Source organism: Collimonas sp. (genome assembly GCF_035566555.1).
Lineage (GTDB): Bacteria > Pseudomonadota > Gammaproteobacteria > Burkholderiales > Burkholderiaceae_D > Collimonas.
The window spans coordinates 22,079-48,075 of the sequence record NZ_DATMRB010000124.1 but is presented as its reverse complement, the minus strand read 5'-3'; the positions used below and the strand labels follow the sequence as shown (position 1 = coordinate 48,075).

General features: G+C 61.1%; 26 protein-coding genes. 13 read left to right on the top strand and 13 right to left on the bottom strand.

The features are described from left to right. Together VNZ65_RS16050 and VNZ65_RS16045 are read right to left on the bottom strand one after the other, a co-directional pair. Positions 1–574 (bottom strand): glutathione S-transferase (locus tag VNZ65_RS16050; protein WP_325670723.1); only part of this gene is annotated, 574 nt, incomplete at its 3' end. A 54-nt stretch (positions 575–628) separates the two neighbouring features. Beyond that, on the bottom strand, positions 629–1,342 hold the full coding sequence (locus VNZ65_RS16045; RefSeq protein ID WP_325670721.1) for an HAD family hydrolase: 714 nt from the start codon (positions 1,340–1,342) through the stop codon (positions 629–631). 127 nt (positions 1,343–1,469) lie between these two features. On the opposite strand from VNZ65_RS16045, the gene VNZ65_RS16040 reads away from it, so the two are divergent. Further along, positions 1,470–1,892, top strand: a complete 423-nt coding sequence (locus VNZ65_RS16040; RefSeq protein WP_325670719.1) for an ACT domain-containing protein — start codon at positions 1,470–1,472, stop codon at positions 1,890–1,892. A gap of 22 nt (positions 1,893–1,914) precedes the next feature. Here the strand turns inward: VNZ65_RS16040 and rarD are convergent, their stop codons facing one another. From rarD to VNZ65_RS16020, 4 genes are all read right to left on the bottom strand, one after another. Continuing rightward, positions 1,915–2,823, bottom strand: a complete 909-nt coding sequence (gene rarD, locus VNZ65_RS16035) for an EamA family transporter RarD (RefSeq protein WP_325670717.1) — start codon at positions 2,821–2,823, stop codon at positions 1,915–1,917. Between the two features lie 43 nt (positions 2,824–2,866). Continuing rightward, positions 2,867–3,070 carry a hypothetical protein gene (locus VNZ65_RS16030; RefSeq protein WP_325670715.1) on the bottom strand — a complete coding sequence of 68 codons (204 nt, stop codon included), beginning with the start codon at positions 3,068–3,070 and terminating at the stop codon, positions 2,867–2,869. A gap of 120 nt (positions 3,071–3,190) precedes the next feature. Further along, positions 3,191–3,439 carry a DUF1272 domain-containing protein gene (locus tag VNZ65_RS16025; RefSeq protein ID WP_325670712.1) on the bottom strand — a complete coding sequence of 83 codons (249 nt, stop codon included), beginning with the start codon at positions 3,437–3,439 and terminating at the stop codon, positions 3,191–3,193. A 29-nt stretch (positions 3,440–3,468) separates the two neighbouring features. Continuing rightward, a complete protein-coding gene (locus tag VNZ65_RS16020) occupies positions 3,469–3,948 on the bottom strand; it encodes an OsmC family protein (RefSeq protein WP_325670711.1) in 480 nt (159 codons plus the stop codon). A gap of 135 nt (positions 3,949–4,083) precedes the next feature. Between VNZ65_RS16020 and VNZ65_RS16015 the strand changes: the two genes are divergently transcribed. Then, complete coding sequence (locus VNZ65_RS16015; protein ID WP_325670709.1) at positions 4,084–4,875, top strand: substrate-binding domain-containing protein; 792 nt, start codon at positions 4,084–4,086, stop codon at positions 4,873–4,875. A gap of 36 nt (positions 4,876–4,911) precedes the next feature. On the opposite strand, the gene VNZ65_RS16010 is transcribed toward VNZ65_RS16015, so the two are convergent. The 3 genes from VNZ65_RS16010 to gltS form a co-directional block, all read right to left on the bottom strand. Continuing rightward, positions 4,912–5,583, bottom strand: a complete 672-nt coding sequence (locus tag VNZ65_RS16010) for a class I SAM-dependent methyltransferase (protein ID WP_325670707.1) — start codon at positions 5,581–5,583, stop codon at positions 4,912–4,914. Positions 5,584–5,646: 63 nt separating this feature from the next. After that, the gene (locus VNZ65_RS16005; RefSeq protein ID WP_325670705.1) at positions 5,647–6,450 is read right to left on the bottom strand and encodes a DUF7164 domain-containing protein; all 804 of its coding nucleotides are present in this window, start codon (positions 6,448–6,450) and stop codon (positions 5,647–5,649) included. Positions 6,451–6,895: 445 nt separating this feature from the next. Continuing rightward, positions 6,896–8,101 (bottom strand): sodium/glutamate symporter, encoded by a 1,206-nt coding sequence (gltS, locus tag VNZ65_RS16000; RefSeq protein WP_325670703.1) that lies wholly within the window; start codon positions 8,099–8,101, stop codon positions 6,896–6,898. Between the two features lie 1,129 nt (positions 8,102–9,230). Between gltS and VNZ65_RS15995 the strand changes: the two genes are divergently transcribed. From VNZ65_RS15995 to VNZ65_RS15975, 5 genes are all read left to right on the top strand, one after another. Beyond that, on the top strand, positions 9,231–10,496 hold the full coding sequence (locus VNZ65_RS15995; protein ID WP_325670701.1) for a glycosyl hydrolase family 18 protein: 1,266 nt from the start codon (positions 9,231–9,233) through the stop codon (positions 10,494–10,496). Between the two features lie 129 nt (positions 10,497–10,625). Then, entirely contained in the window at positions 10,626–11,900 is a 1,275-nt protein-coding gene (locus tag VNZ65_RS15990) for an alginate lyase family protein (RefSeq protein ID WP_325670699.1), read from the top strand. A gap of 63 nt (positions 11,901–11,963) precedes the next feature. Then, positions 11,964–14,240, top strand: coding sequence for a carbohydrate-binding protein (locus VNZ65_RS15985; RefSeq protein WP_325670697.1), 2,277 nt, complete (start codon positions 11,964–11,966; stop codon positions 14,238–14,240). A gap of 111 nt (positions 14,241–14,351) precedes the next feature. Beyond that, positions 14,352–15,434 (top strand): chitosanase, encoded by a 1,083-nt coding sequence (locus VNZ65_RS15980; RefSeq protein WP_325670695.1) that lies wholly within the window; start codon positions 14,352–14,354, stop codon positions 15,432–15,434. A 91-nt stretch (positions 15,435–15,525) separates the two neighbouring features. Next, a complete protein-coding gene (locus tag VNZ65_RS15975) occupies positions 15,526–16,020 on the top strand; it encodes a GFA family protein (protein ID WP_325670693.1) in 495 nt (164 codons plus the stop codon). Positions 16,021–16,226: 206 nt separating this feature from the next. Here VNZ65_RS15975 and VNZ65_RS15970 read toward each other — a convergent pair whose 3' ends face one another. Together VNZ65_RS15970 and VNZ65_RS15965 are read right to left on the bottom strand one after the other, a co-directional pair. Continuing rightward, positions 16,227–17,261, bottom strand: coding sequence for an MBL fold metallo-hydrolase (locus tag VNZ65_RS15970; protein WP_325670691.1), 1,035 nt, complete (start codon positions 17,259–17,261; stop codon positions 16,227–16,229). A gap of 157 nt (positions 17,262–17,418) precedes the next feature. Continuing rightward, positions 17,419–17,721: a hypothetical protein gene (locus VNZ65_RS15965; RefSeq protein ID WP_325670689.1), complete on the bottom strand. Its 303-nt coding sequence runs from the start codon at positions 17,719–17,721 to the stop codon at positions 17,419–17,421. Positions 17,722–17,956: 235 nt separating this feature from the next. Here VNZ65_RS15965 and VNZ65_RS15960 point away from each other — a divergent pair, with 235 nt between their 5' ends. Continuing rightward, on the top strand, positions 17,957–18,862 hold the full coding sequence (locus VNZ65_RS15960; protein ID WP_325670687.1) for an AraC family transcriptional regulator: 906 nt from the start codon (positions 17,957–17,959) through the stop codon (positions 18,860–18,862). A 15-nt stretch (positions 18,863–18,877) separates the two neighbouring features. Here the strand turns inward: VNZ65_RS15960 and VNZ65_RS15955 are convergent, their stop codons facing one another. Next, complete coding sequence (locus VNZ65_RS15955) at positions 18,878–19,318, bottom strand: MarR family winged helix-turn-helix transcriptional regulator (protein WP_325670684.1); 441 nt, start codon at positions 19,316–19,318, stop codon at positions 18,878–18,880. A 99-nt stretch (positions 19,319–19,417) separates the two neighbouring features. Between VNZ65_RS15955 and VNZ65_RS15950 the strand changes: the two genes are divergently transcribed. The 5 genes from VNZ65_RS15950 to VNZ65_RS15930 all read left to right on the top strand — a co-directional run bounded on the left by VNZ65_RS15950 (position 19,418) and on the right by VNZ65_RS15930 (position 24,417). Next, positions 19,418–20,968 carry an FAD-dependent oxidoreductase gene (locus VNZ65_RS15950; RefSeq protein ID WP_325670682.1) on the top strand — a complete coding sequence of 517 codons (1,551 nt, stop codon included), beginning with the start codon at positions 19,418–19,420 and terminating at the stop codon, positions 20,966–20,968. A 212-nt stretch (positions 20,969–21,180) separates the two neighbouring features. Next, a complete protein-coding gene (locus VNZ65_RS15945; protein ID WP_325670680.1) occupies positions 21,181–22,200 on the top strand; it encodes a DUF2157 domain-containing protein in 1,020 nt (339 codons plus the stop codon). Beyond that, positions 22,197–23,285 carry a DUF4401 domain-containing protein gene (locus VNZ65_RS15940; RefSeq protein ID WP_325670678.1) on the top strand — a complete coding sequence of 363 codons (1,089 nt, stop codon included), beginning with the start codon at positions 22,197–22,199 and terminating at the stop codon, positions 23,283–23,285. Before VNZ65_RS15945 ends, VNZ65_RS15940 begins: the two co-directional genes overlap by 4 nt. Further along, on the top strand, positions 23,282–23,824 hold the full coding sequence (locus VNZ65_RS15935; protein WP_325670676.1) for a GDYXXLXY domain-containing protein: 543 nt from the start codon (positions 23,282–23,284) through the stop codon (positions 23,822–23,824). The genes VNZ65_RS15940 and VNZ65_RS15935 overlap by 4 nt, the downstream gene beginning before the upstream one ends. Then, a complete protein-coding gene (locus tag VNZ65_RS15930) occupies positions 23,821–24,417 on the top strand; it encodes a tyrosine-protein phosphatase (protein WP_325670674.1) in 597 nt (198 codons plus the stop codon). Before VNZ65_RS15935 ends, VNZ65_RS15930 begins: the two co-directional genes overlap by 4 nt. Positions 24,418–24,459: 42 nt before the next feature. Here VNZ65_RS15930 and VNZ65_RS15925 read toward each other — a convergent pair whose 3' ends face one another. Then, on the bottom strand, positions 24,460–25,914 hold the full coding sequence (locus tag VNZ65_RS15925; protein ID WP_325670672.1) for a gamma-glutamyl-gamma-aminobutyrate hydrolase family protein: 1,455 nt from the start codon (positions 25,912–25,914) through the stop codon (positions 24,460–24,462). Positions 25,915–25,997 lie beyond the last annotated feature (83 nt).

Below are 25,997 nucleotides of genomic sequence, written 5' to 3'. Positions count from 1 at the left end.
TTTCGATCAGCGCCAGGAAAGCCGGCCTGGCCGTTGCCAGATGGGTGCGCGCACCTGACCATTTGGACACCACAGCCGCCAGCAGATCGAGTGCGCCGGGTTCGGCGCCGTCCAGGAACGGGCTAGCCGCATAGGTATCGGCAAAGATTTCCCAATAGCTGTACAGGCGCTCGTGCGCGCCTTGCCGAATCTGCTCCCTGCTTGTCTCGTCGAGGTTGACACACCAGCGCTCGGGATAATCGATCACGCCGATGGCGGCGTAGCAGTTGGCCGCGATAAACACCAGGCCACGGATAGTCTGGGCGCGCCGCGCTTCGTTATCGGGTAACAATCGGCTGGCAGGATGGCTGAGTCCGAGATGCAGCAGGATCGCTGCGCTTTCGGTCAGCACGCTGCCATCCGCCAGCCGCAAGGTGGGAATCTGTTTGAGGGGGTTGCATTGCTGCAGCTCGTCAACCGCGGAGCCAGGTTCCCAGGAAGCGGCGTCGACCAGCCGGTAAGGCTGCCCAGCCCACTCCAGTGCGATTTCCGCCGCCACGGAGCCGCAGCGCTTGAAGCCATAGAGTGTGTACATGAGTCCCCGTCGTTCTATCTCTTGGAAGATAAATTCTAACAGGGAGTGGCGCCCTCAGGTCGTCGGGCTTGCGGCAGCCTGCAGAGTTTCCAGCCCCATCGCATGCGATACCCGCCCGCAAAACTCCTCCGGCGTACGGGAAATGATCTCTTCCGGCACGCTGAATTTCTTGATCAGGCGCTTGTGGCTCTCAAAGCCATAGGACACCATGAAGGGGTGCATGCCGGAGCCGATCGCCGCCAGGTAATCCTTGTGTTCGTCGCCGCAGATGTAGCCACGCGCCGGATTGATGTCCATGCGTTCGCGGATCGAACGGAATTCCTGCATCTTTTCCATATGCAGCGGCACATGGGCGAAAAAATCGAAGCTGTCGAGATCGATATCATGGCGCCGGAACAATAGCCGCAGCGTCTGTTCCGGATCGTTGGTCATATTCCGCGTCACCAGGCCGACCGCGATATCGGGCGCGGCGATCAGGCTTTGCACCAGTTCCGCGATGCCGGGGTAGAGCCGGGCTTCTTCCCGGTAAACCTCGGTCAGGGTTGCAATCAGCTGCTTGCGGTTCTGCTTGCCGATCTGCTTTTTCAGGTTGGAGGGAAACTCTTTCAGGCCGCCCAGATATTTGAACAGGCGGCGCCGCTTCTGGAATCTTTCTTCATCGCCGATCTCCATGCCGTGGCGGGAAAAAGTCTTGTCGATGGCGCTGTAGGCGTCGATGGTGGTGCCGTCTGCATCGAGAATGATTAATCGCTTGTTGTTTTTGTACATTGTCTATCCGTCAAGGAGATGCCGCAATTCTTGACGTCAACATATAGCAGTCTTATGACAGCACGATGACTTCCGTCGCCCGGCTGTCAGGTATGATAGCGGCTCGCCAACCCGATCAGCCCCGACCATGAGCGCCATCACCGATCTCGACACCCTGCTCGGCTCCATGAGCCCGTGCGCCGGCGACGGCCGCTTCGTCTTCTGCTGCATTGCCGAAGGCCGCTACGGCATGCATGCCGAGCTGGCGCCGGTCGCCTCGTTCCAGGAACAGGAAGGCCTGACGCTGGTCCTGCCGCAACAGGCAGCCGAGCGCGCCGGGCTGGCCTACGAAGGCGTGTTCGCCATGATTACCCTGAACGTCCATTCCAGCCTGGCGGCCGTCGGGCTGACTGCCGCGGTGGCGGCCGAGTTGACCAAAGCCGGCATCAGCGCCAATGTGCTGGCTGCCTGTTTTCACGATCACATCTTCGTGCCGGCCGCACGCGCCGCCGAAGCCCTGGCCGCCTTGAATGCACTGGCGCGGCGCCATGCCGGCAATCGCGCTGGATAGCGCTGCCTGACAGCGCATCAAATCAGCGGCGCCGCAGCGCCCTTTCCTTCTGCAACAGGCGCACGCTGTGCACGGCGGTGAGCGCCACCGCGCACCAGATCGGGATATAGGTAAACAACTGGCCCGGCGCTAAAGCTTCGCCCAGGAACACCAGCGCAACGCCGACCAGCAGCACCGGCTCGACATACCCGAGGATGCCGAACAAGGCCATCGGCAGCAGCCGGCTGGCGCCCAGGTAAAGGCCTAGCGCCACTGTACTGAGCAAACCCAGGCCGGGCAGCAGCAACAGCCACAGGCCGGACTGCTGCGCTACCAGCGCCAGGGAATCGCGCGCATACAGCATGGCGGCGGCAAACGGCAGCAGCAAGGCGATTTCGAGGACGAAGCCGGCCACCGGATCGGCATTGATCTTGCGCCGCAGGATAAAGTAAGGGGGATAGCCGAGCGCCACCACCAGGGTCGGCCACGCAAAGCTGCGCGTCATCCACAGCTCATGCAACACGCCCACCAGGGCGCAAGCCACCGCCAGCCATTGGAAGACATCGAGCCGCTCGTGATAGTAGAAGCGGCCGACCAGCACCATGCTCAAGGGCAGCAGGAAATAGCCGAGCGACACTTCCAGCGCGCGCCCGTGCAGCGGCGCCCACAGAAAAATCCAGAGTTGCACGCCGAGCAGGGACGCTACCACCAGCAGCATCAGGCAAGTCAGCGGTTCGCGCCGCAGGCGCTGCAGCAGCTCGCGCGCCTGCGGCCAGCGCCGCCGCAGGAACAGCAGCGCCAGCGCGCCGGGCAGCGTCCACACCACGCGCCAGGCAAAGATATCCAGGCCATCGAGCGGCGCCAGCAGCCTGGTATAGCCGGATAGCAGAGCGAACAGCATCGATGCGCCAACCGAGAGGCTGATGCCGCGCCCTATTTCATGCTGGCTCATTGCATCCGGCCCAGAGTCAGAGTAGCCGGCTTGATCGCGGCTTTCAATCAGCCAACGCTTCTTTGGCAGCCTGCTCCGGCGTCAAGCCGTCGTAAAACTGGTCGGTGAACCATTCCACTTGCTCTTCGATATGTTCCTGCGCCTGTTCCAGCGTTGCACCGCCGGCGACCAGGAAACCTTCTACTTCGATACACCAGTTGATCAGAGCCAGCGTTTCCTGATCCAGCTCTTCATTCTTCTTTGCCATTATTTTTCCAGTCAAAACCATCATGTTGTGGCAGTCTGACAACAAACCCGCCCGCGACCAAACGCCGGCGGCAAGTTCTCTGCCGCCGGTATTTTACTCGCCTCCGGGCCGGTCAGTACCTCAAGAGAGACTTTGGCAGGGCTGCTCGCGCAAATATCTCTCGGTCGAGGCAGGACGGCGCGCCAGCATGGCCGGCGGCCGGATCGGGCGGGCGGCGAAATTGCCGCCGCAATTGGGGCATACGCCCTTGAGCAGCTGGTCGGCGCAACTCACGCAGAAGGTGCATTCAAAGGTGCAGATGCGCGCGTCCGCCGAGTCCGGCGGCAGGTCGCGGTCGCAGCATTCGCAATTCGGTTTCAACAACAGCATGGCCATCTCCTTTCTTGAATTCTTGAATTTCACCCGGCCTGATGGCTCCAGCTGCCCTGGATCGTGATCTCGCTCTTGACCGACCTGGCCAGGAAGCATTCTTCATGCGCCTTGTGGTGCAGCTGTTCCAGCGCCGCATCGTCCGGCACCTTGGCGCCGCCGAAAGTCACGGCCGGCAGCAGCTCCACCAGCGCCACCCAGCTCTTGCCGTCGGCGCCGCGCTGCATATGGCCCTGGGCGTTATCGACATAGCGCTCGACCAGGTAGCCGGCACTCCTGGCGATATCCAGGAACCACAGCATGTGGCAGCTGGACAGCGCGGCGACATAGGCCTCTTCGGGATCGACGTTGGCCGGATCCGACAAAGGCGCCCTGACCACGTGCGGCGAGCTGGAGGCCGGCACCACCGCACCGCCATCGAAGCGCCACTGATGGGCGCGACTGTAGCGGTTATCGACAAAGGCGGCGGCGCCCCGCTCCCATGCGACGGTAGCGATATGCGTAGACATGAATTTTCCTTGGTTTTGGTTTGCCTAGAAATTTTTTGCGGAACACGGTAGTGTGTCTGTACCAGACCCGAATGATATATCCTCGCATCGGATTTTGAAAATCCTGGTCGCGACCGTCATCCACCGAAACTCGCCATGCAATCCAAATTTCATTTTCCCCGCTACCTGACAGCAGCTATCCTCGCCATCGCCCTGAGCCCGGGGAACGCCTCCGCGGAACGGATCGACGTCATGAATTCCGGCGGTTTCAGCGCCGCCTACAAGGCGCTCGCGCCCGGCTTTGAACAGGCCAGCGGCGACACCCTGAACACAGCCTGGGGGCCGTCCATGGGCGCCGCACCTGAGGCGATCCCCAACCGGCTGCAGCGCGGCGAGCCGGCCGACGTGGTGATCATGGTCGGCTATGCCCTGGACGATCTGATTCGGCAAGGAAAAGTAAGCGCCGACAGCCGCCAGAACCTGGCCGATTCCCGCATCGGCATGGTGGTCAAGGCAGGAGCCGCAAAACCGGACATCAGCACCATGGACGGCTTGCGCCAGGCTTTGCTGAATGCGAAATCGATCGCCTATTCGGACAGCGCCAGCGGTGTTTATATCGAGAGCAAGCTGTTCAAGCTGCTCGGCATCGAAGAGCAGGTCAAGAGCAAGGCCCGCATGATTCAAAAAATCCCGGTCGCCAGCCTGGTGGCCAAGGGTGAATATGAACTGGGATTCCAGCAGGTCAGCGAGCTGCTGCCGGTGAGCGGCGTCGATTTTGCCGGCAGAATCCCGGAGCAGGCGCAAAGCATCACCACCTTTGCCGCCGGCATTCCCAGTAACGCCCTGCATCCAGAGGCCGGCAGAAAATTGATCCGCTACCTGGCTTCGCCGGCAGCGCATGAAGCGATACGAGACAGCGGCCTGGACTCTCTGCCATCATCGCCCTGATAAAGCAGGCCATCAACCCCGATAGCGCAAGCCCGGCTATTGCTGGCGCCAATAGACACTGCCGCCGCCGGCGCCCGGGTACAGCTTGGTGTGGTTCACATGGTTGAAGGCCAGCGGAACCTGGACGGTATCGTAATGCAGCGTGAACTGGCGGGCATGCAGGCTGGCGATCAGATCGGCAAGGCTGATTTTCGCCGGCGCATAACCGCGCAAAATGTAGTATTGCATCTGCCACACCTGAGCCCAGGCCCAGTTGTCGTGCCAGGAAAAATCACGTTCCGACCATACCGATATGTGCGCCTCGGAGCGGACATTCTCGACCGAATTCTGAATCGCCGCCTCAGGCAGGACGACCACCGTATAAGCAGAGCGATAGGTAAGGAAATTCAGCAGATCCAGCCCCGCCGATTTCGGCAAATGCTCGATACAGTCGCCGATAATGGTCAAATCGAACATTTCATCAGTCATCGTGGCAGGAATATCGACCGCGCTCATCACATGCAGCGGCGAGTATATATTCTGCAAGCCGAATCGCTCTACGTAGCTGCGTTCTATTTCCACGCCCTCCACTACGGCTTGCGGCAAAACCTGTTTCGCCAGGCGGCCGTATTTGCCCTCGCCGCAACCGATATCCAGGATGCGCTCCGGTGCAAGCGCAGCAAGCAGCGCAGCGCTGACTTCGTCAAAAGAACTCGCGGAAAATGGCATGATCAATATCCTGACTGAATAAAAAGAATTATCGGAATGCGCTTGAGAATGTATCGCGGCAGCTCAGCCGGGGGTTGAGGAAACGCTGGCCTGCACCTGCTCGACACTGGCTGCCGCCAGCCAGTGGCAATAGCCGGCAAGCGTATTCCTGTCGATTTCATCAAGCGGCATATGAGCATATTTACCGGCGCGGAAATCGCGCTTGGACCAATATTCCTCGGTATGCCACGCATGGATATGCAGGACGTCGCTGCCCACGCTGCGGCCTGCGTGCGGAAAATGATCGAGGAAACCCTGCGAACAGCGCTGCGGATAAGTGCGGCGCAGCGCCAGCTCTCCGGCGTACATGGTGAGGACGTTCTTGCACCAGCCAGGCCAGCTGCCTTCGAAGTCGCGGAATTCCTCATCCAGCAGTTTCTGGCAATAGTCCATCTGGGCGGTAACAAAATTGCCGACGAATTCGCTTGGCCCAAGCAGCGAGGCGCCGACGTTATGCACGCCGGAATGCGGAAAACCCCAGCGCAGGCTACATTCAACCAATTTCTTGCGGACTTCTTCGGTATAGGCGTAAGCGCCAAATCCGAAACACAACCCGGTCGGACGGAAATCAGCCATTGCGGAGGTGACGAAGGTATCGCAGTCGGTTTTCAGTATGTATTGATATTTTTTGCACAGATCAAGGACTTCCGGCTGGCATAGATTTGCAACCGAATTGATGTAGCCATAACCGGCCCATTCGCCATGGCTGTCGGCATAAGGCGCGCTTGGCAGCAGCTTGATTCGCGCATCCGCCGGCAACGCGCCGATGGCGTCCGGATGGCAGACAGCGATAATCTCCGCGCGGGCAAACAGACCGGAATAAATCATGCTCTTGTAGAGCCAATGAAATTCCTCTATCGTTTCCGCCCTGTTGTCAACATATACCAGCACACCTAAATCCATCGCACATCCCTCAATCAACAATACAGAATCGACAGCAAGCCTGCATCCGGCGATGCCAGATACTGAAGGAATATATATTAATTGATTTCAATAGCAACAAGGCAAGCGCACGGCTTTATATCTGCTTCGGATTGGAATTTGTCGCATTGCGGACAAGCCGGGAACGGCAGCTCTGGCAGGGATTGCGATGCCAGAGCTGCCTCATCCGGCGGAGCTGGATATGCGAACCGGTTAATGATGGAAACAATGCGAGTCTGAAGAAAGAAGCCGTTGCGGATTCATTTCCATACTTGAAGACAGCATTGAAAACAGCCGGGATGGCAGCGTGAACGGGCGACAGGCAATGCCTGCCGCCCCGCCGCCAGAAGAGTCAGTTATAGATCGGCAAAGCCAGGAACAGCTTGATCACGATCGCGTTGGCGATATCGATGAAGAACGCGCTCACCATCGGCACCACCAGGAACGCCAGCGGCGACGGGCCGAAGCGGTCGGTCACCGCCTGCATGTTGGCGATCGCGGTCGGCGTCGCGCCCAGGCCGAAGCCGCAATGGCCGGCCGCCAGCACCGCCGCATCGTAATTCTTGCCCATGACGCGGAAGGTCACGAAAACCGCATAGGCCGCCATCGCTACTGCCTGCACCGCCAGGATCAGCAGCACCGGCAAGGCCAGCGAAGCCAGGTCCCATAGGCGCAGGCTCATCAGCGCCATCGCCAGGAACAGCGACAGGCTGACATTGCCCAGTACCAGGATGGCGCGCTCGAAAATCTTGTAGCCGACCAGCAGCGACAGACCGTTGCTCAGCACCACGCCGACAAACAGGACGCAGACAAAGGTCGGCAACTCAAACGCCGTGCCATTCAGCTGACTGGCGATGAAGGTGCCGGCCGAGAGGCTGACGGCAATCAGGGCCAGGGCTTCGATGAAGGCTTGCGGCGTAATCAGCTGCTCCGCCTTGGGCTGCTCGAAGCTCAGCGGCGTGTGATCGACCGGCGCCGTCTGCACTCCAGGCAATTTGACGCGCTTGACCAGGAAACCGGCCACCGGCCCGCCGATCAGCCCGCCCAGCACCAGGCCGAAAGTGGCGCAGGCGATCGCGATCTCGGTCGCCGCCACCAGGCCATGACGCTCGGAAAATACCTTACCCCAGGCGGCGCCGGTGCCGTGGCCGCCCGACAAAGTCACCGATGCGCCCAGCAAGCCGATCAGCGGATCGAGTCCCATCAGCTTGGCCATGCCGATGCCGATGGCGTCCTGCAGGACCAGCAGGCCTACCACCACACCGAGGAACAAAGCCAGGGTGCGGCCACCCGCCTTCAGGCTGGCGAGATTGGCGTTCAAGCCGATGGTGGCGAAGAAAGCCAGCATCAGCGGCCCTTGCAGGGTATTGTCGAACTGCACCTGGACACTGGAAAAACTGCGCAAACCGAACAGCAGCAACGCCACCAGCAAGCCACCAACCACCGGTTCGGGAATGCTGTAGGTTCTTAGCAGCGAGGAAGAAGACACCAGCTTGCGTCCCAACAGCAAGACCAGCGATGCTGCGACTAATGTTTCCAGGGTATCCAAGTTAATCATCTATTTCCTTTCGTTTCTTAAACATGTATCGACGCCGGCAACGGCGCTTTGCAGGACGGCCTTCACTGCCGGGACGGATGCAAGGCAGGCTGCACCCACGGCCGCACTTGCGGCCTCCCTGCGCAGTGAGGCATCTGCTTAAATTCGGCAACAAAATTACCATGCAGCAATAGTTAAGAATAACGTATTGCCACTTGCATCGCTTACACCTCGGATTATTTCAGTGCAGAGTCGTGCCGGGGAGAAGGCAGAAATGCCAGGGTTGCCAATAAAAATCAATGACACGCTTCAAGCATGCGGTTTGAAGCGAGGCGAAAATGCCGGGCCAATGCTGTCACAATTTCGTTGACAAGGCAACATCATATTCAGCGCACTGCATGCCGACAAGGATCGCCTGCCGCCATGTTTCGCTACCCCTCGTCAGGGCAGGAAAATTTCTCAGCGCAGCTTAGCATTTCTCATGCCGCATGAAGGATTCGGCTCAAATCATGACAGAAAATTGACAGGACAATCAACAAAATCCCTGCCTTGCATTTCAAGGCTGAAATGCCACAACGCCGTAAAGCGGCCACGTTTCTACGCCCACCGGCAGGCGCGTCGTTTGTCAAAATCCGCCGGCATGTCGTGTGATCACTAATTAAAAAAACAATTAATCATTGCTCCACCAATGGCTCCAAAAAAAGCCAGCAAGCCATTTCATTCAGAAATCCCCATATATCTCGGCATTTCCTTTCCATCCCTCAAAAATAGCGGCAAGACCACTTGCAAAAACAACAGGTCGGATGACTTAAACAAAAACCAATCCAAACAATGGTTTATGAGTGCATTTGAAAAACCGGGATAGAAGCAATATTTTTATATGCTAATACCACTTTGATACAGGTTGACAACCACTTTTCGGGTCCCTAAAGTCCATCAACAAGATATTTCCATATGGAAATTTCGCCTTCTCGCTTCCAGCTTCTGCCATTTCATTGCAATTGGTATTCCGCCATTAAACGGACATCTGCGGACACCCCACCCTCCTCAGGCGCGGTTGTTTGCGGCAGTTTTTGACACGATTTCACATCGCGGCTACAGGCAGCGCACCGTGCTGCACCAGCCGCTTCACTCTACCCAGGAGAAGAAATTGAAACTGAAGATGATAAAAGGCTTGGCAATCTGTCTTTCCTACACAGCCCTGGCGGCGCACGGCGCCAGCTTGCAAGGTGTCGCGGGGGCCAGTGCGGCCAGCGCGCAAGCTGTTGCGAACGCAACGCCGGCAGCCAGCTGCCAGTACAGCAGCTGGACTGCCGGCGTCAACTATGCGATCGGCGCCATCGTCCAGTATCCGGCCAACGGCGCCTTCTACAAAGAAGTGAACGCGGGCACCAACGGCAGCGACGGCACCGATCCGACCATCAGCACCTGGTACTGGCAGCCGACCACCTGCAGCGGTTCGTCGACGCCGCCACCCTCGAGCGGGCTCATCTACAGCCCCTACTTTTACTCTGGCGACACCGGCGGCGACCAGCTTAATACGGCCGTGACCGGCAGCTCGCAAACCCTGCTCAAGGCCATGCCGGCCAAGCTGACAGCAGTGACCTGGGCATTTGCCACCGGCAGCTGCGGCAGCGAAAACTGGAACGGCGTATCGGCCGCGGCGTTTGCCAAGGCCAATGTGGCCAGCTTCGTCAGCGCCGGCAAGAAGTACATCGTTTCCACCGGCGGCGCCGGCGCAAATTTCACCTGCACCTCGGATGCCAATTTCACCAAATTCATCAAGACCTACTACAGCGCCAACCTGCTCGGCATCGACTTCGACATCGAGAACACCCAGACCCAGAGCGACATCAACAACCTGGTCGCGCGGGTGGCGGCAGCGCAGGCGGCGTATCCCAACCTGCGCTACAGCTTTACGCTGGCGACCGATGGCGGCAATGAAAGCCAGAGCCTGGGCGACATGGGCGTGAAGGTCATGACAGCGATCCAGAATTACGGCTTGAAGAACTACACCGTGAACCTGATGACCATGGATTTCGCCAATTCCGGGCAAGAAAATTCCGCGCTATGCACGCTTAACAGCAGCGGCAAATGCGATATGGGGCAATCGACCATCAGCGCCGCCGAGAGCCTGCACAACCATTGGCAAGTCCCTTACAGCCAGATTGAAGTGACGCCCATGATCGGCGGCAACGACAGCATAGCCGAAACCTTTACCCTGGCCGATGCCGCTACCGTTTCCAGCTATGTCCTGTCGAAGAAACTGGGCGGCGTGCATTTCTGGTCGTTCTCGCGCGACCGCGATTGCGCCCCGGCGAAATCGGACAACAATTCCTCCGACACCTGCAATAACTACGGCAAGGCCGGAACCCTGGGCTACACCAACAAGTTCCTCTCTGCGCTCGGCTTCTAGGCAACGCAGTCATCGACCGCATCGGCGTATCCGTTCCCGGCAAGCAGCCGGGAACGGCAAGCCCTGCTTGCGCGCTGCTTCCCGCGGCGCTTCTCTGAAACTGGAAGCCTACTTTCGACTGGAATCGTCTTGAAAACCACCTCCGTCAAATATCTCGCCATCGCCACCGCCTTTTCCCTCGTCCATGCGGCGGCGCAAGCAAACGCCGATGATTCCCTCTCGCAAGCGGCGCAGCTGAATACCGCGCCAGCAGCCGCTGCGGCCACCTTCAAGCATCCCGGCGTGCTGGTCGACCTTGCACGCCTGAACTACATCAAGAGCCAGGTCAATGCCGGCGCCGAGCCCTTTTCCTCGGCCTATGAAGCGGCCAAAAACACGGCGCAAGGATCGCTCAGCTACCGGGTGCAAGGGCCACCGGCCAGCCACGTGATCGAATGCGGCTCCGGTTCAGTGCCGGATCACGGCTGCTCGACCGAAGACAGCGATGCCGCGGCCGCCTACACCCAGGCGCTGCTGTGGTTCATCTCGGGTAACGCCACCTACGCCAAGAATGCGATCGCCATCATGAACGCCTATGCGCGCAACTTGAGCGGCGGGCATACAAATTCCAACGCACCGCTGCAATCGGCATGGACCGCGGAAAAATGGCCGGCGGCGGCAGAAATCATCCGCTATACCTATAGCGGCTGGGCAGCGGCCGATGTCGCTGCGTTTCAAAAAATGCTGACCACCCAGTACCTGCCCTACATCAACAACAACCAGGGCGCCGGCAAGAACGGCAACTGGGAGCTGAGCATGATCGACGGCATGCTCGGCATCGCCGTATTCACCGAAGACAAGGCGCTGTTCACGTCAGCCATCGCCTTGTGGAAAAAATGGGTACCGGCCTATTTCTACAATTACACGCAGGATGGCGGCGCGCCGGTGAAATTCAGCGGCAGCCCGAGCAACTGGAACGGACAGAGCGTCTTCAACGCAGCCACCAGCGGCGTCTCGCAAGAGACTTGCCGCGATACCCAGCACGTACAGCTTGGCATGGCGGCGACCTTCAACGGCGCCGAGACCGCCTACATCCAGGGCACTGATCTGTTCACGCCCATGCAGGCGCGCCTGACGACGGCGCTGGAATACCATGCGCGCATGCTGCAAGGCGTACGCAACACCTCCCAGACCGATAGCGTTCCCATCCCCGCCGGCTTCCCTGGACTGTGCGACGGCAGCTATATCCCGGTGCTGAAAGGCACCATGGAACGCGCCTACAACGCCTATCACAACCGGCTCGGCGTTGCCCTGCCGCAGACCTTGAAGCACCTGGTCAATGATGTCCGGCCGCAAGCCGTCCCGGACGATTTGCACGACGTCGTCCTGGAAACCCTGACGCACGGCGGCAGCCCCGCAAAATGATGCCGGTCACGGGAATTGCGTTCTGCAACCCGCTGCCGTGTGCGATCCAACCGACTGGAGAATATGTTGAACATTGACACCCTCGGATATTTATTCAAAAACTTCACGCTGGTCCTTGCCAGCGCCTGCATCCTGGTCGCCTGCGGCGATGGCGGCAGCGCCGCTTCAGATACAGCCGGCAGCAGCGCAAAAAGCGCCGCAGCCGCCACCACGGGCGCTCCTTACGGCGGCACGCCATGGGCGCTGCCGGGAACCATCGAGGCCGAGAACTTCGATAACGGCGGACAAAATGTCGGCTACTACAACGCCGCCAACACCAACCAGGGCGGCCAGTACCGCAGCGCCGAAGGCGTCGGCATCGAAGCCTCCAGCGACAGCGGCGCCGGCTACGACGTCGGCTGGACTACGGCTGGCGAATGGCTCAACTACAGCGTCAACGTCGCAGCAGCCGGCAGCTATGCGCTGCAGGTGCGCGTCGCCAGCCTGGGCCAGGGCGGGCAATTCCATGTCAACGTGGATGGCGTGGCGGCGACAGCGCAGCTGACGATCCCGGATACCCAGGGCTGGCAGAATTGGCAGACGCTTTCCTCCAGCATCAGCCTGACAGCAGGCCAGCACGTGATCCAGCTCTACATGGATAGCGCCGGCAGCAGCGGCGCGGTCGGCAATTTCAACTGGCTTGCGGTCGGCAGCGGCGCGCCTGACTTCGGCCCCAATGTGCTGATCTTCGATCCTGGCATGCCGGCCGCCACCATCCAGGGCCGGCTCGACACGGTCTTCAGCCAGCAGCAAAGCAATCAGTTCGGCAATGCCCGCTATGCCTTGCTGTTCAAACCCGGCGCTTATAACGTTGACGTCAATGTCGGCTTCTACACCCAGGTGCTGGGCCTGGGCAATTCGCCGGACGACGTCAATATCACCGGCGCCGTGCACGCCGAAGCCGACTGGGACAATGGCAACGCCACCCAGAATTTCTGGCGCGGCGCCGAGAACCTCGCAGTCAGCCCGAGCGGCGGCCTGGACCGCTGGGCCGTATCGCAAGGCTCGCCGTTGCGCCGCATGCACATCAAGGGCAACCTGGCGCTGGATGACGGCGGCTGGTCCAGCGGCGGCTTCCTGGCCGATTCCAGGATCGACGGCCAGGTCCAGTCCGGCGGCCAGCAGCAATGGTTTACCCGCAATTCACAGATCGGCAGCTGGAGCGGCGCCAACTGGAACATGGTGTTCGCAGGGGTTGACGGCGCACCCGGCGGCGTAGTCTGGCCGAATCCGCCCGATACCGTGCTGGCCGCCACGCCCGTGGTGCGGGAAAAACCTTTCCTCACCATCGACGCCAGCGGCAACTATAGCGTCTTCATACCTACGCTAGCCAGCAACAATCACGGTGCTAGTTGGACCAATGGCGCCGCCCCTGGACAATCGCTCGCCATCAGCAATTTCTATATCGCCAAGGAAGGCAGCGATACGGCGGCCAGCATCAACGCTGCCTTGAACCAGGGCAAGAACCTGATCCTGACGCCGGGCGTGTATCACCTCAACGATACCCTGCGCATCACGCGCGCCAACACCGTGGTGCTGGGCCTCGGCCTGGCGACGCTGCTGCCGGATAATGGCGTGACTGCGATGTCGGTAGCCGACGTCGACGGCGTCAAGATCGCCGGCATCCTGTTCGACGCCGGTCCGGTCAGTTCGCCGATCTTGCTCGAAGTCGGACCCAGCGGCAGCAGCGCCAGCCATGCCGCCAATCCGACTTCCCTGCACGACCTGTTCTTCCGGGTCGGCGGCGCAGCCGTGGGCAAGGCCGCGGTGGCCCTCAAGATCAACAGCAGCGACGTCATCGGCGACGATTTCTGGATCTGGCGCGCCGATCATACCTACGGCGTCGGCTGGACCAGCAACACCGCCGCCAACGGCCTCATCGTGAACGGCGCCAACGTCACTATCTACGGCCTGTTTGTCGAGCACTTCCAGCAATACCAGACGCTCTGGAACGGCAACGGCGGCCGCGTCTATTTCTACCAGAGCGAACTGCCCTACGATGTGCCGAACCAGAGCAGCTGGATGAATGGCAGCAAGAACGGCTACACCTCCTACAAAGTGGCCGACACAGTCACCAGCCATCAGGCATGGGGTCTGGGCATCTACTGCTACTTCAGCAGCAACAGCAGCGTCAAGGTCTCGAGCGCCATCGAAGCGCCCGCCGCCGGCCTGAACGGCGCCATGTTCCACAACATGACCACAGTTTCGCTGGGGGGCGGCGTCGGCGAGATCACGCACGTCATCAACCAGTATGGCAACAGCGCCAACGCGGCATCCAGCGTGGTCCGGCTGGCGCAATAAAAATACGCGGGTTTACCTGCTCGGGGATTGTTTTAGTCGACAGATAGTTGAATTGAAAATTGATCAACCACGACATCATTCACTTTGGAGAATAACTTGCAGAATTTACCCATGAAAAAATTATCGAAAGCGCTGCTGCTTTCCTGTGGCCTGCTGGCCTTATCCCTCAACGCCGGAGCGCACGGCCTGGCGGCCGGCAGCCAAGCCAGGCTGGACGCCAGGATCGCTCCCTGCGATGCCGCCTGGGTGGCGGGCGCCGTCTACACCGCAGGCAACAAGGTCAGCTACGGCGGCGTCAACTACAGCGCCGCCTATTGGACCCAAGGTAACAACCCGGCCGGCAGCAGCGGCGCCAGCACGGCGGCGCAGCCGTGGGTGAGCGGCGCCAGCTGCCAGCAGGGGAAAGCGGCTGCCAACGACCACGATGCCAACTTCTCGCCGGCCACGCTGCAATTCCTGAAGACCAATACCGGCCTCGACGGCGAGCAGTGGGACAACATCATGAAGCTGATCAACAAGCCGGAACAGGATTCCCTCAACTGGACCAAATACTACGGCTACTGCGAAAACATCAATGACGACCGCGGCTATACCATCGGCATTTTCGGCGCCACCACCGGCGGCCCCAACGACGAAGGCCCGGATGGCCCGGCGCTATTCAAGGAATTCGACGCCGCCAGCGGCGCCGCCAATCCTTCGATCGCGGGCGGCCTGGCGCGCGCCGGCGCGCATGGCAACATGCAAGGCGCCATCTTGAAAATCACCGACAGCAAGGCCGATTTCTACAAGAAGATCGAGGCGCTGCAAAACAACCCTGCATGGCGCGAAGCCATGTGGCATACTTTTTACAATGTCTACATCAAGTACAGCTTGCAGCAGGCGCGCCAGCGCGGCTTCACGTCGGCGCTGACGATAGGCTCGTTTGTCGACACCGCCTTGAACCAGGGCGCCAGCGGCGATTCGGGTTCACTGGAAGGCGTGCTGTCGCGCTCAGGCAAGAGCACCGATGAAAAGACCTTCATGACCAGCTTCTACGCGCAGCGCAGCAAGATCGTCGACACCAATCAGTACAACCAGCCGCCTAACGGCAAAAACCGCGTGAAAGAATGGAGCACCCTGCTGGGCCTGGGAGAAACCGACCTCAAGAATGCTGACGCGGATGTCGTCAAAGTGACCAGCTGGACCATGAAGTAAACCCGGCCAGCGCCCGGGTGCTGGCAGGCCCGGGCGCGGCGCGCTGATCCTGCTGCATGACACCGATGACCATCAACGCCAGGAGATAGCGATGAAACTCAAGGGATCCTGCCACTGCGGCGCCGTCCGCTTCAGCCTGGACAGCGCCACGCCCTACCCTTACCAGCGCTGCTACTGCTCGATCTGCCGCAAGACCCAGGGCGGCGGCGGCTACACCATCAATATCGGCGGCGACGCCAGGACCTTGAAAGTGAGCGGCGGCGACGACGTCAGCGTCTACCACGCCAAGCTCAAGCGCAAGGGCGAGCGCCGGGTCCATACCAGCACCGCGCAACGGCATTTTTGCCGGCGCTGCGGCAGCGCCTTATGGCTGTTCAGTCCGGAATGGCCGGAGCTGGTGCATCCGTTCGCTTCCGCCATCGACACGCCGCTGCCGGTTCCTCCCGAACACACTCACCTGCTGCTGGCCTACAAGGCGCCCTGGGTGGAAGTCAAAGCCGGCCGCAAAGACAAGCAGTTCGCTGAATTTCCGCGCGAATCATTGGCTGAATGGCATGAACGGCTGGGCTTGCTCGACGCTGATTAAGCATGCTTGCGCTTGACTCGGCGTGGGCCGCGTCAAACGCATTGATCAGGCCGATCATGTAATCCATGCTGGCCTGTTCCTGTGTGGTGGTTTTACGTCCCCACAGACGATCGAATTCCGCCACGATCAGCAGGTAGTCCTGTTCGCAAATAATCGCTTTATCCATATCTTCCCCCAGCAAAGTTAAGCGTCGATGTCTGTGCTTGTTAACTGGCGCCCTGTTCGCGCCACCAGCGCCGCCCGGCCTGTGGCGCGGCAACGCTCAGCATTTCGCCCATCTGCGGCGTGCTGACCGGCACACCCTGCTCCTCAGCGAGCGCAACGATGCGCTCGAACGGGTCTTGCCACAGATGCAGGGCCAGGTCGAAAGTGCCGTTATGCACCGGCAGCAAATGCTTGCCGCCCAGGTCCAGATGCGCTTGCAGGGTCTGTTCCGGCTGCATGTGGACATCCGGCCAGTCATGGTCGTAGGCGCCGGTTTCTATCATGGTCAGGTCGAACGGGCCATAGCGCCGGCCGATTTCCTTGAAGCCGTCGAAATAGCCGCTGTCGCCGCTGAAGAACAGCCGCAGGTCGTCATCCAGGATCACCCAGGAGGCCCACAGCGTACGGTTGCCGTCGCTCAGGCTGCGTCCCGAGAAATGGCGCGCCGGCGTCGCCGCCAGCTGCAAGCCGCCGACCCGGGTGCTTTGCCACCAGTCCAGCTGCTGTACTTTTTCGGCCGGGATGCCCCATTTGATCAGCGTATCGCCCACGCCCAGCGGCGTCAGGAAATGCTTGGTCTTGCCGGCCAGCTGGAGGATGGCGGCATGGTCCAGATGATCGTAATGGTCGTGCGACAGGATCACACCTTCAATAGGCGGCAGCTCGGCGATGCTGATCGGCGGCTGGTGGAAACGCTTGGGGCCGATCCACTGCAGCGGCGAGGCACGCTCGGAAAATACCGGGTCGGTCAGCCAGAAGGCGCCGCGCAGCTTGAGCAGCATGGTCGAGTGTCCGATGCGGAACAGCGAACGGTCCGGCGCCGCCAGCAGCTGCGCGCTGCTGATCGCCTGCACCGGGATCGGCCGCGCCGGCACGGTGCCGGCCGGTTTTTCGAAAATCACGCGCCACAGTAGCCGCAAAGTCTTGCGCAAATCGTTCTTGCGCATAGGCTGGCGGTTCCTGAACTTGCCGTCGTGCTGCATTGAATATTGAATCGGGAGGGCCGTATCGAAGGCCTTGAGAGTTTCGCTTGCCATGCTGGTTGTCCTGTCCGGATGCCGGTTATTTGACGATTTCTGCTGAAAACTGGAATATATTACACTACACAGTGTAGTTTATAACATAAAAAAGTAAACTTGGCAGTGCAAATAATTCTCAGTCGGGGAATAACAACAATGGCAAGCGCCGGGTCAACTAGCGTGTCATCCGGTGCCGCACCGGCGTCATGCTCCAGGAAACCGTATCCTGGTCGATCATCGCGTGCACCGGTGAGTCTGCCAACTCGTCCATCAGCCGCTGCATGGCGTCCGTGCCGTGAGCAACCGTGTCCCAGAGCAGCATGTCGACGATGGTGCCGTCCCCCCGCTCAGCCAGGTGACGCGAGCGAAATCCCGGCTGGCGCTTGAGCCAGGCATCGACATCGGCGTTGGCGGCGATGAAGTCTGCGCAGGAATGGCCTGCCAGCTTGAAGGTGGTGATTTCTATGGCTTCTTTCATGTCATGCTCCTTGCTGTATCAGTGTTGTCGCCGGCGATAGCGATGACAAAGCGATAGTGCACATTGTCTTCTTCCCGGCATATGCTCAATCCTATGGCGAAGAGCCGGTCCGTGGTTATCCCGATCCTGTGCATCTCATGCACGATCCTGCAAGCACCGATACATCCGCAGGCGGCAACCGCAAGACTCGGGTAGGATCGTGTCAGCCACCACGCAAAGAGAAAGACAGCCTTCAATGAATCCGCCATCTGAATGTTTCCGGGAGATCGCAGAGATCATCGGCCGCCACGCACCGGCCGACAGCGAATACGCGACCGCGGTCGGCAACCTGTTCTTCAACCGCCGTTCGTCGCCCACCCAGCCCTTGCACGTCAGCCAATGGCCTTGCTTCGCCATGGTTGCCCAAGGCGCCAAAAGCATCATGCTGGGGGCCGACACTTTCGACTATGGCGTCGGCCAGTTCCTGCTGGTGTCGCTCGAGCTGCCAGTGGTGTCGCGCGTCACCCAGGCCAGTCCGCAGCTGCCGCACCTGGGCCTGGGTCTGGCGATCGACGGCGCCCGGCTGGCCGACCTGATGAGCCGGATTGCACTCCCGGCAAGCGCCGTCGCCGCCGGCGGAAGGTTAGGCGTGGCCGTCAACACGGCATCGGCAGATTTGCTGGAGGCGACCCTCAGGCTGCTCAGATTGCTGGACCGGCCGGCCGATATCCCGGCCCTGGCGCCGCTGATCGAGCAGGAAATCCTGTATCACCTGCTGACCGGCCCCTGCGGCGCGCAACTGCTCCAGATCGCCACGGCCGACAGTCCCGGCAACAAGATTGCCCGCTCCATCGGCTGGCTCAAATCCAACTACAGCGAGCAGCTGCGCATGGCTGAACTGGCGGAGCGCGTGGGCATGAGCGTCTCGTCGCTGCACCATCACTTCAAGGCGGTCACCGCCATGACGCCTGTGCAATACCAGAAACAGCTGCGCTTGCATGAAGCCAGGCGGCTGATGCTGGTCGAGCAGCTGGATGTAGGAACTGCGGGTTACCGCGTGGGGTATCAGAGCCCATCCCAGTTCAGCCGCGAATACGGCCGGCTGTACGGCATGCCGCCGCAACGGGATGTAGAGCGTCTCAGGAAAACAGCGACGGCGTGAGGCTTTGGATGCAGCCTATCTGCTGGTGAAGCCGATTGCCGCATCCGCCAGCTTGCGCACCAGCCGCGTCAGATCGGCCCGGTCCTTGACGCTCCAGTCTGCCAGCGCCTCTTCGAATATCTTGTTACGCGCCGCGCCGATCTGCTCCACCATGCGGCCGCCAGCCTTGGTCACCACCGCTTCCTTGACCCGCTGATCGAGCTTGCTCGGACTGCGCACCACCAGATCCAGTTCTTCCAGCTTGGCGACCTGGCGGCTGACTGTGGAATGGTCGCGCCCCGCCAGTTCGGCCAGTTCGACCACGCCGATAGGGCCACGCATGCCAATCCTGACCAGCAAGGGAAACAAGGCCCGGTCAAGCGTGACATTGGCGCGCTGCAGCAGCATGTGATCGGGTTGCGGACGGTTGAATACGCCGACCAGGTCGAGCAACGCTTCGTGTAGAGGATTTTCCATTCCGTGGATTATGCACTCTTTTTTTGCGCATGCGCCATATCCGTGTATTATACACATATATATCCGTGCATTTTGCACGTAATACCACTGGAGAATGCAATGAGCAATCGTCACAATCCCGAAACAACTGAGGTACTGATCGTTGGCGCAGGCGCAGCAGGCCTGGTGCTGGCGCTAGACCTGGCGCGGCGCGGCGTGCAATTCCGCCTGGTGGAAAAGCTGGAGGCGCCGTTTGCCGGTTCGCGCGGCAAGGGCCTGCAGCCGCGCTCCATGGAAATCTTCGAAGACCTGGGCGTGCTCGCTGATCTGCTCGCCAGTGGCAATCCCTACCCACCGATTCACACCTACGATGGCGCTCAGGTAAGCGCCAGCGCCATCAGCCCGCAGCGCTCGCCAACGCCTGCCGAGCCCTACGTCATCCCTTTGATGCTGCCGCAATGGCGCACCGAGGAAGTCTTGCGCGCACATTTGCAAGCCGCTGGCCACGCCCCTGAATTCGGCGTTGAGCTGACCGGGTTCGAGCAGGATACGGATGGCGTGACAGCCAGCCTGAACACGCGAAACGGTGTGCAACAAGTGCGCGCCCGCTTCCTGATCGGCTGCGATGGCGGCCGCAGCTTTGTCAGGCGTGCGCTGGATATCGACTTTCCCGGCGAAAGCACAACCCAGCGCGCCATCGTCGCCGATCTGCGCGTAGACAAGCTGGCCCGCGATGCATGGCATCAATGGCCGAAAGCGGAAGGCGGCCACCTGGCGCTATGCCCGCTGCCGGGCGGCGACACCTTCCAGATGACCGCACAGCTGGCGGAGGGAGAAGAAGCGGACCTGTCGGATGAGAATATCCACGCCCTGATCCGGCAACGCAGCGGCCTGGCCAATCTTGTCCTGCACCCGCCGCTCTGGCGCTCGGTGTTCGGCGTCAGCGCCAGGCTGGCGGAGCGCTACCGCGTCGGCCGCGTCTTCATCGCCGGCGACGCCGCGCATATCCATCCGCCTACCGGCGGACAAGGCTTGAACACCAGCATCCAGGATGCTTACAACCTTGGCTGGAAACTGGCGGCGGTGGTGCATGGCGCGCCAGATGTCTTGCTCGACACCTACGAAGCGGAGCGCCGTCCGATCGCCGCAGGCATGCTGCGCTTGAGCATGGGCTATCTGAAAGCCATGCAGGAAAACCGTCCGATGCAGCGCGGCCGCGATACCCAGCAGCTGGACCTGGCCTACCGGGATTCTGTGCTGACGCAGGAATTGCGCGCCGCGCCTGGCGATTTGCACGCCGGCGACCGCGCGCCGGATGCCCGCTTGCGTGATCCGCAGGACGGCGTGGTGCGCCTGTTCGACATATTGAAGGGCCCGCATTTTACGCTGCTGGCATACCAGTCGGAAGCGCCGGCCATTCCCGGCCACCTCAAGGGCGCCGCCATCGCCGTCAAAACTGTCCGGGCAGCCGATGCGGAGCGCGTTGCCGATCTGGTCGATGCGGACAATCATTTGCGCGACGCCTACGGATTGCGCGACGCCTACGGATTGCGCGCCGGGCAACTGGTGCTGGTGCGCCCGGACGCTTACGTGGCGCTGATTGCCGATGCAGGAGACGGCGAGGCGGTGACACGGTATCTCACGCGCTGGCTCGAAACGCAGGGAAATTAACCGCAGCGCCGGCCGGATTCCCTTGCTGTCGGACTGAGGTCAAAAGCATCTTGCGACCGCGCTTCATCAACATGAAGATTTGATGAAGCGCTCGCATATAAAGCACAACAAGCAAAAACAAATAGCTTAATATAATCCCAATCGCGGCCGGTTCAGGGAATCCGCCGCCTCTGGCGCCAACGCCACCCACCATTCCAGAATGGAGACTGACGATGAATGCACGCAGCATTCTTGATCACTGGCAGGACAGCGGCGAACTCGACCAGGCAGGCTACCGGCGCGCGCTGCTGGCGCTGCATTTGGCGCCGGATACGGAACGCTGGCGCCAGCTGGCCGCCCGCCTGCTGCTGGTCGGCGGCGCGCTGTGCCTGCTGGCCGGCGTCTTGATGGCATTCGCCTCCAACTGGCTGACCTGGCCGCGCCTGATGCGGGTCGGCATCGCCGAAGCCGGCTGGCTGGCGCTGCTGGCCTGGGCTTTCCTGGCCAAGCCCGGCAGCGAGGGCCGGCGCTGGGCCTTATTTGCGGTGGCTGCCATGTCTGGCATCTGGCTGGCGGTGATCGGACAAACCTACCAGACCGGCGCCGATACCTGGCAGCTGTTTGCACTATGGGCCGCATTGGCCTTGCCATGGGCGCTGCTGGCCAACTTCGCACCGCTGTGGGGCTTGTGGATCGTCGTCGTATCGCTGGCGCTGCAGCTGTGGCTGCCGCATGCGCCGTGGCGTCCGGCGCTGTCGGCCTGGAGCCTGTTCGATGAAATCAACCTGCCCTTGATCGGCTTCTGGCTGACAGCGCTGGCGCTGGCCGAACGGCTGCAAAGCGCGGCAGCGCCATGGACCGCGCGCATCCTGCCGCGCCTGCTGGGACTGGGACTGGCGCTGCTGCTGACCGTCCAGGCCAGCCTGGTGCTGGCCGGCGCGCATCAGCATGTTTTCAACCTGTCTTCGTCCGCCAGCGGTGCTGTGATCGTGAGCTTGTGGCTGGCTTGCGTGCTTGCCGCGCTTTATTTTTATCTGCAGCGGCGCGATCTGTTGCTGCTGGCGCTGCCTTTGTTTTCTGTCTGGGTCGCCGTGCTGGCCTGGATAGTCGGTTTCACCGGCGGCGACAGCCAGCTGTATTCGGTTGCCCTGCTGGCGATTGCCGGCCTCGGCCTGATCGGCTGGTGGCTGCACGCTCGCCATCTTGAATGGCAAGCGGCGCCGCTGCCAGGGTTAACGGAGGCCGCACAATGAGCCAGACAGCGAATCAGATTGCCGGCTGGGACGACGTGATCGCCGGCTTGCGCGAGAGCGGCTCCCTGCGCCACGAGGCCGTGCTGCCTGAGCTCGACAACGCCCTGCCCTGGTCGGTCATGATCCTGCAAACCATCGCCGCCTGGATTGCCGCCGCCCTGCTGGTGGCGGCGGTGATCGTGCCGGCCTTCCTCGCTCGCAACGAAAGCGCCTGGATCGTGTGCGGCGTACTGCTGATCGCCGCCGCGACAGCCGTGATGCGTCTCAATCGGCAATCGTTTTTTTTGCCGCAGATGGCGGTGCCGGTAGCGATTGCCGGCGCCATCCTGATCGGCGCAGGTCTCAAGCCGGATTCGTGGGAACTGACGGCCTTCGTGCTGGCATTGATCCTGTTCGCACTGTCCGGACATCGTTTGCTGCGCTTCATCGCGGCCGGCACCATGCTGGCGGTGCTGTGGTACTGGATGACGCCATGGCTGGGACGTTACCACTACGGCCTGCGCGAGCAGGTCACATGGCTGTGGCAGCTGGCGCCGCTGCGCAATCTGCTGTTTTCGCTGGCGCTGTGGTGGCTGTGGACTCATCCCCTGAAGCTGTTCGGCCTTGGCCCGGCAGTCTGGCAGCCAGTACGCCATGCCCTGCTGTGGTTCTGGCTTGGGGTGCAAACATGGCAGGCGGTCGACTTGAACGCCTTGTTCTCGCTACGGCCCGACGCCGATCAATGGCTGGCGCCAACTGCGCTCTGGCTGGCCTACCGGCTGCTGGACCTGCTGCCCTTGCTGCTGGCTGTATTCATCACACTGCGCCGTAACACTGGCTTGGCCGCCAGGGTCTGGCCGCTGGCGGTGCTGTTGCCGCTCTGCGCCCTGTCGCCGATTCTGGCGACAGCGGCGCTGGTGCTGTGGATAGGCTTGGCTGAAGGCCGCAGCTACCTGACCGCGCTCGGTATTGCCGCCGCCTTAGCCGGTTTCAGCGCATTCTATTACAACTTGAGCTGGCCTTTGCTGCACAAGGGCCTGCTGCTGATGGCAAGCGGCGCGGTGCTGCTGTCGGTCTGGCTGTTCATGTCAAGGAGGACCCCATGATGCGCTGGCGCCTGCCCCTTTTTATTATCGCCGCACTGATCACCCTACTCTTCTTGAACGGCATCGTCTGGCGCCACGAACAGACCCTGGCCCAGGGCCGCGCAGTACTGCTGCCTTTACGCCCGGTCGACCCGCGCTCGCTGATGCAGGGCGATTACATGGCGCTCGACTACCAGCTGACGCAACAGCTCACGCACGACCTGATGGCCGCGCCGCCGGCCGCCGGGCAGGCGCTGGCGGTCGTGCTCGGCACGGACAGTGACGGCGTCGCGCAGTTTCTGCGGATGGCCAAGCCGGGCGAGCAGCTGCCAGCCAGCGAAACCCTGGTGCGCCTGAAATGGGAAGACAATGGCGCACACCTGCCGAGCAACAGCTATTTCTTTGCCGAGGGCGAAGCGGCCCGCTTCGCCCAGGCCCGCTACGCGATCTTCCGCGTGGCAAGCGATGGCACGGCGCTGCTGGCCGGCCTGGCGGATGAACGGCATGCTACGATTCCCGACCGCATCAAAACTCCCGCAACCGCGAACGGCAATCAATGAAATACCCTTTCTTGCAGCGTCTGCTCCAATCCGCTCTGCTGATCCAGTCGGCGCTGGTCTTTACGCCATATGCACAGGCAGAAACAATCCAGGCGGCCGTACGAAAACCCGAATGGGCCCAGGCGGTCGACAGTTCCGCCAATCTCTATCTGGTCGACAAGAATTTCTATCGCAGCGCCGCCCTGCAGCCCAAGGATATCAAGACCCTCAATGCGCTCGGTGTCAAAACGGTGATCAATCTGCGTGCATTTCACGCAGATGACGATTTGCTGAAAAATACAGGCATCAAGACCGTGCATGTCGGCATCAACACCTGGGAAATCAACGACAAGAATGTCATCGATGCCTTGCGCGCGATACGCGCCGGCGCCAGGCAAGGCCCGGTCTTGCTGCATTGCTGGCACGGCGCCGACCGCACCGGCTTGGTCAGCGCCATGTATCGCGTCGTATTCCAGGGCTGGAACAAGCAGCAGGCGCTGGAAGAACTGACTGAGGGCGGCTACGGCTATCACTCGCTGTGGAAAAACATTCCCAAGTACATGGCTGCCGTGGATATCGAAAAAATCCGTACAGCCGTGGCGAATGACGGCTAGCTGAACAGCAGGTCCGTCCCCTCGACAGCTCCGGCTGGCGACTTAAAAATCATGCCCGCCGCGGCGCGTTCCCGGCCGCGCAGAGCCAAAGAATGCCGGCGCCTGCTTCCAATAATCCGGATCCCGATCGCGCAACATGCTGGGAGGCAGTATCACCGCCGGCCCCTCCAGCCCGAAGTCCCCTTTTTTCGACAACAATTCCTTGTTGAGCGCCTGCCGTCTGCCGTGGGTTTGCATCGATTGTTCGAAGGCCTCGAAGACATTATCGGACCATTCTCCACCCTGATCCGTAGCGTTGTCGTACGCGGCCTTGATGGCGCCGTGGATCGCCTCCGGATGCGAAGTGACGCCGACCATCGGCGCGCCATGCCGGGTTTCGAAACCTTCCGCGTGATTGTCGCCCGGACTCAAGGCCGACACGATCAACTCCGGTTTGTTATCGGCAGGCAGGCGCTTGCCCCCTGTGATGTCATGCGTCCCGGGATCGAGCGCGATGACTTTCTTATGGGTGGAATTGACAGCATCCACGCCAGGCGAACGCGATCCTTCCGGCCACGCTCCCGGCGTCGCCAATTCGGTCTTCGGCGCCGCGCCGCCAAGAATCGTGTGGGGATCGGGAAAGCTCAAGGCATGCGACATGACGGTAGTTCCTTTCTGGTTGTGCTTTACCAGGTCGGCTCCGCCCAGTTCCGCTTCGCTGGCGCCGAATCCGCGCGCCATCGAACGCGATCCGCCGCATATCGCCAGCAGCGGCAAGCCGGTGTTGCGGGCGTGCTTGATCATTGCCTGTTCATAGGTCTCGCGCGACGTCTTTTCCTTGGCGCCGCCCGCGGTGCTTTCGTCGACGGCGTCCTGACCGCCCGGGATATACAATCCATTGGCGCCGACAAGATCGCCTCTCAGCTGTGCACGCGCCGCCGCAGCCTTTTCAGGGTCTGCGGAACTGTCATCAACGCGTTCCCGTGCGAGATGCAGCGCCTCCAGTTCCTTTTTGGACAGAGAGGCCTCGCCGCGTCCGACCTCTCTGTTTCCTGATGGCGCCATAATGGCGTCTGCTTGTGTGGCGCCGGCAGAAAAGGCTCTTTTATCATAGCCAAATCCTTCGCGATAACTGATCGCCACCTTTGGCTTCAGCTCGGTGCGCGCGGCGAGGGCCGCGTCAATCTGCTTCCGCTTTTCCGGGTTAACTGCCTTGGGCGCATAGTCCGGCCACTCCTGCTTCCAGGCCGGACCGTAATTGTCGCTCGGGGCTCGTGCGCCGACCGCTAGCTTGTCTTTTGCCTCCATGCCTGCCCGCAATGCTGCCATTTCGTCGCGCATGCGCTGCCTGAACGCGGTCTTGGCGGCAAGCTGTTCTTCCGCGCTGCCCGCCGCTTTAGGTTCCAGATAAGCGCCTGGCTTTTTTGCAGCCGTTATGCTGTAGCGCTGGATAGGCGCAGCCCCGTTCACGGCGCCCAGGCTGGCATTGCTGCGCGGACTGCTTGCCATCCGCTGCATCAGCTCGCTCTGGTCGTGCGCCGACGGGCGATTATCGATAAAGGCAGGCGCTTGCCGCGCAACGGCGCTTCTGCGCCCGGCCA

What these genes read in the sequence shown, in the direction of transcription:
- rarD (WP_325670717.1), bottom strand. Translation starts at nt 2,823, where the DNA reads ATGAGCCAGCATGAAATAGGGCGCGGCATCAGCCTCTCGGTTGGCGCA.
- VNZ65_RS16010 (WP_325670707.1), bottom strand. Translation starts at nt 5,583, where the DNA reads ATGCCATTTTCCGCGAGTTCTTTTGACGAAGTCAGCGCTGCGCTGCTT.
- VNZ65_RS16005 (WP_325670705.1), bottom strand. Translation starts at nt 6,450, where the DNA reads ATGATTTATTCCGGTCTGTTTGCCCGCGCGGAGATTATCGCTGTCTGC.
- VNZ65_RS15945 (WP_325670680.1), top strand. Translation starts at nt 21,181, where the DNA reads ATGAATGCACGCAGCATTCTTGATCACTGGCAGGACAGCGGCGAACTC.
- VNZ65_RS15980 (WP_325670695.1), top strand. Translation starts at nt 14,352, where the DNA reads ATGAAAAAATTATCGAAAGCGCTGCTGCTTTCCTGTGGCCTGCTGGCC.
- VNZ65_RS15965 (WP_325670689.1), bottom strand. Translation starts at nt 17,721, where the DNA reads ATGAAAGAAGCCATAGAAATCACCACCTTCAAGCTGGCAGGCCATTCC.
- VNZ65_RS16040 (WP_325670719.1), top strand. Translation starts at nt 1,470, where the DNA reads ATGAGCGCCATCACCGATCTCGACACCCTGCTCGGCTCCATGAGCCCG.
- VNZ65_RS15930 (WP_325670674.1), top strand. Translation starts at nt 23,821, where the DNA reads ATGAAATACCCTTTCTTGCAGCGTCTGCTCCAATCCGCTCTGCTGATC.
- VNZ65_RS15925 (WP_325670672.1), bottom strand. Translation starts at nt 25,914, where the DNA reads ATGCAGCGGATGGCAAGCAGTCCGCGCAGCAATGCCAGCCTGGGCGCC.
- VNZ65_RS16025 (WP_325670712.1), bottom strand. Translation starts at nt 3,439, where the DNA reads ATGCTGTTGTTGAAACCGAATTGCGAATGCTGCGACCGCGACCTGCCG.
- VNZ65_RS16020 (WP_325670711.1), bottom strand. Translation starts at nt 3,948, where the DNA reads ATGTCTACGCATATCGCTACCGTCGCATGGGAGCGGGGCGCCGCCGCC.
- VNZ65_RS15940 (WP_325670678.1), top strand. Translation starts at nt 22,197, where the DNA reads ATGAGCCAGACAGCGAATCAGATTGCCGGCTGGGACGACGTGATCGCC.
- VNZ65_RS16030 (WP_325670715.1), bottom strand. Translation starts at nt 3,070, where the DNA reads ATGGCAAAGAAGAATGAAGAGCTGGATCAGGAAACGCTGGCTCTGATC.
- VNZ65_RS16015 (WP_325670709.1), top strand. Translation starts at nt 4,084, where the DNA reads ATGCAATCCAAATTTCATTTTCCCCGCTACCTGACAGCAGCTATCCTC.
- VNZ65_RS15985 (WP_325670697.1), top strand. Translation starts at nt 11,964, where the DNA reads ATGTTGAACATTGACACCCTCGGATATTTATTCAAAAACTTCACGCTG.
- gltS (WP_325670703.1), bottom strand. Translation starts at nt 8,101, where the DNA reads ATGATTAACTTGGATACCCTGGAAACATTAGTCGCAGCATCGCTGGTC.
- VNZ65_RS15975 (WP_325670693.1), top strand. Translation starts at nt 15,526, where the DNA reads ATGAAACTCAAGGGATCCTGCCACTGCGGCGCCGTCCGCTTCAGCCTG.
- VNZ65_RS15955 (WP_325670684.1), bottom strand. Translation starts at nt 19,318, where the DNA reads ATGGAAAATCCTCTACACGAAGCGTTGCTCGACCTGGTCGGCGTATTC.
- VNZ65_RS15970 (WP_325670691.1), bottom strand. Translation starts at nt 17,261, where the DNA reads ATGGCAAGCGAAACTCTCAAGGCCTTCGATACGGCCCTCCCGATTCAA.
- VNZ65_RS15935 (WP_325670676.1), top strand. Translation starts at nt 23,282, where the DNA reads ATGATGCGCTGGCGCCTGCCCCTTTTTATTATCGCCGCACTGATCACC.
- VNZ65_RS16045 (WP_325670721.1), bottom strand. Translation starts at nt 1,342, where the DNA reads ATGTACAAAAACAACAAGCGATTAATCATTCTCGATGCAGACGGCACC.
- VNZ65_RS15950 (WP_325670682.1), top strand. Translation starts at nt 19,418, where the DNA reads ATGAGCAATCGTCACAATCCCGAAACAACTGAGGTACTGATCGTTGGC.
- VNZ65_RS15960 (WP_325670687.1), top strand. Translation starts at nt 17,957, where the DNA reads ATGAATCCGCCATCTGAATGTTTCCGGGAGATCGCAGAGATCATCGGC.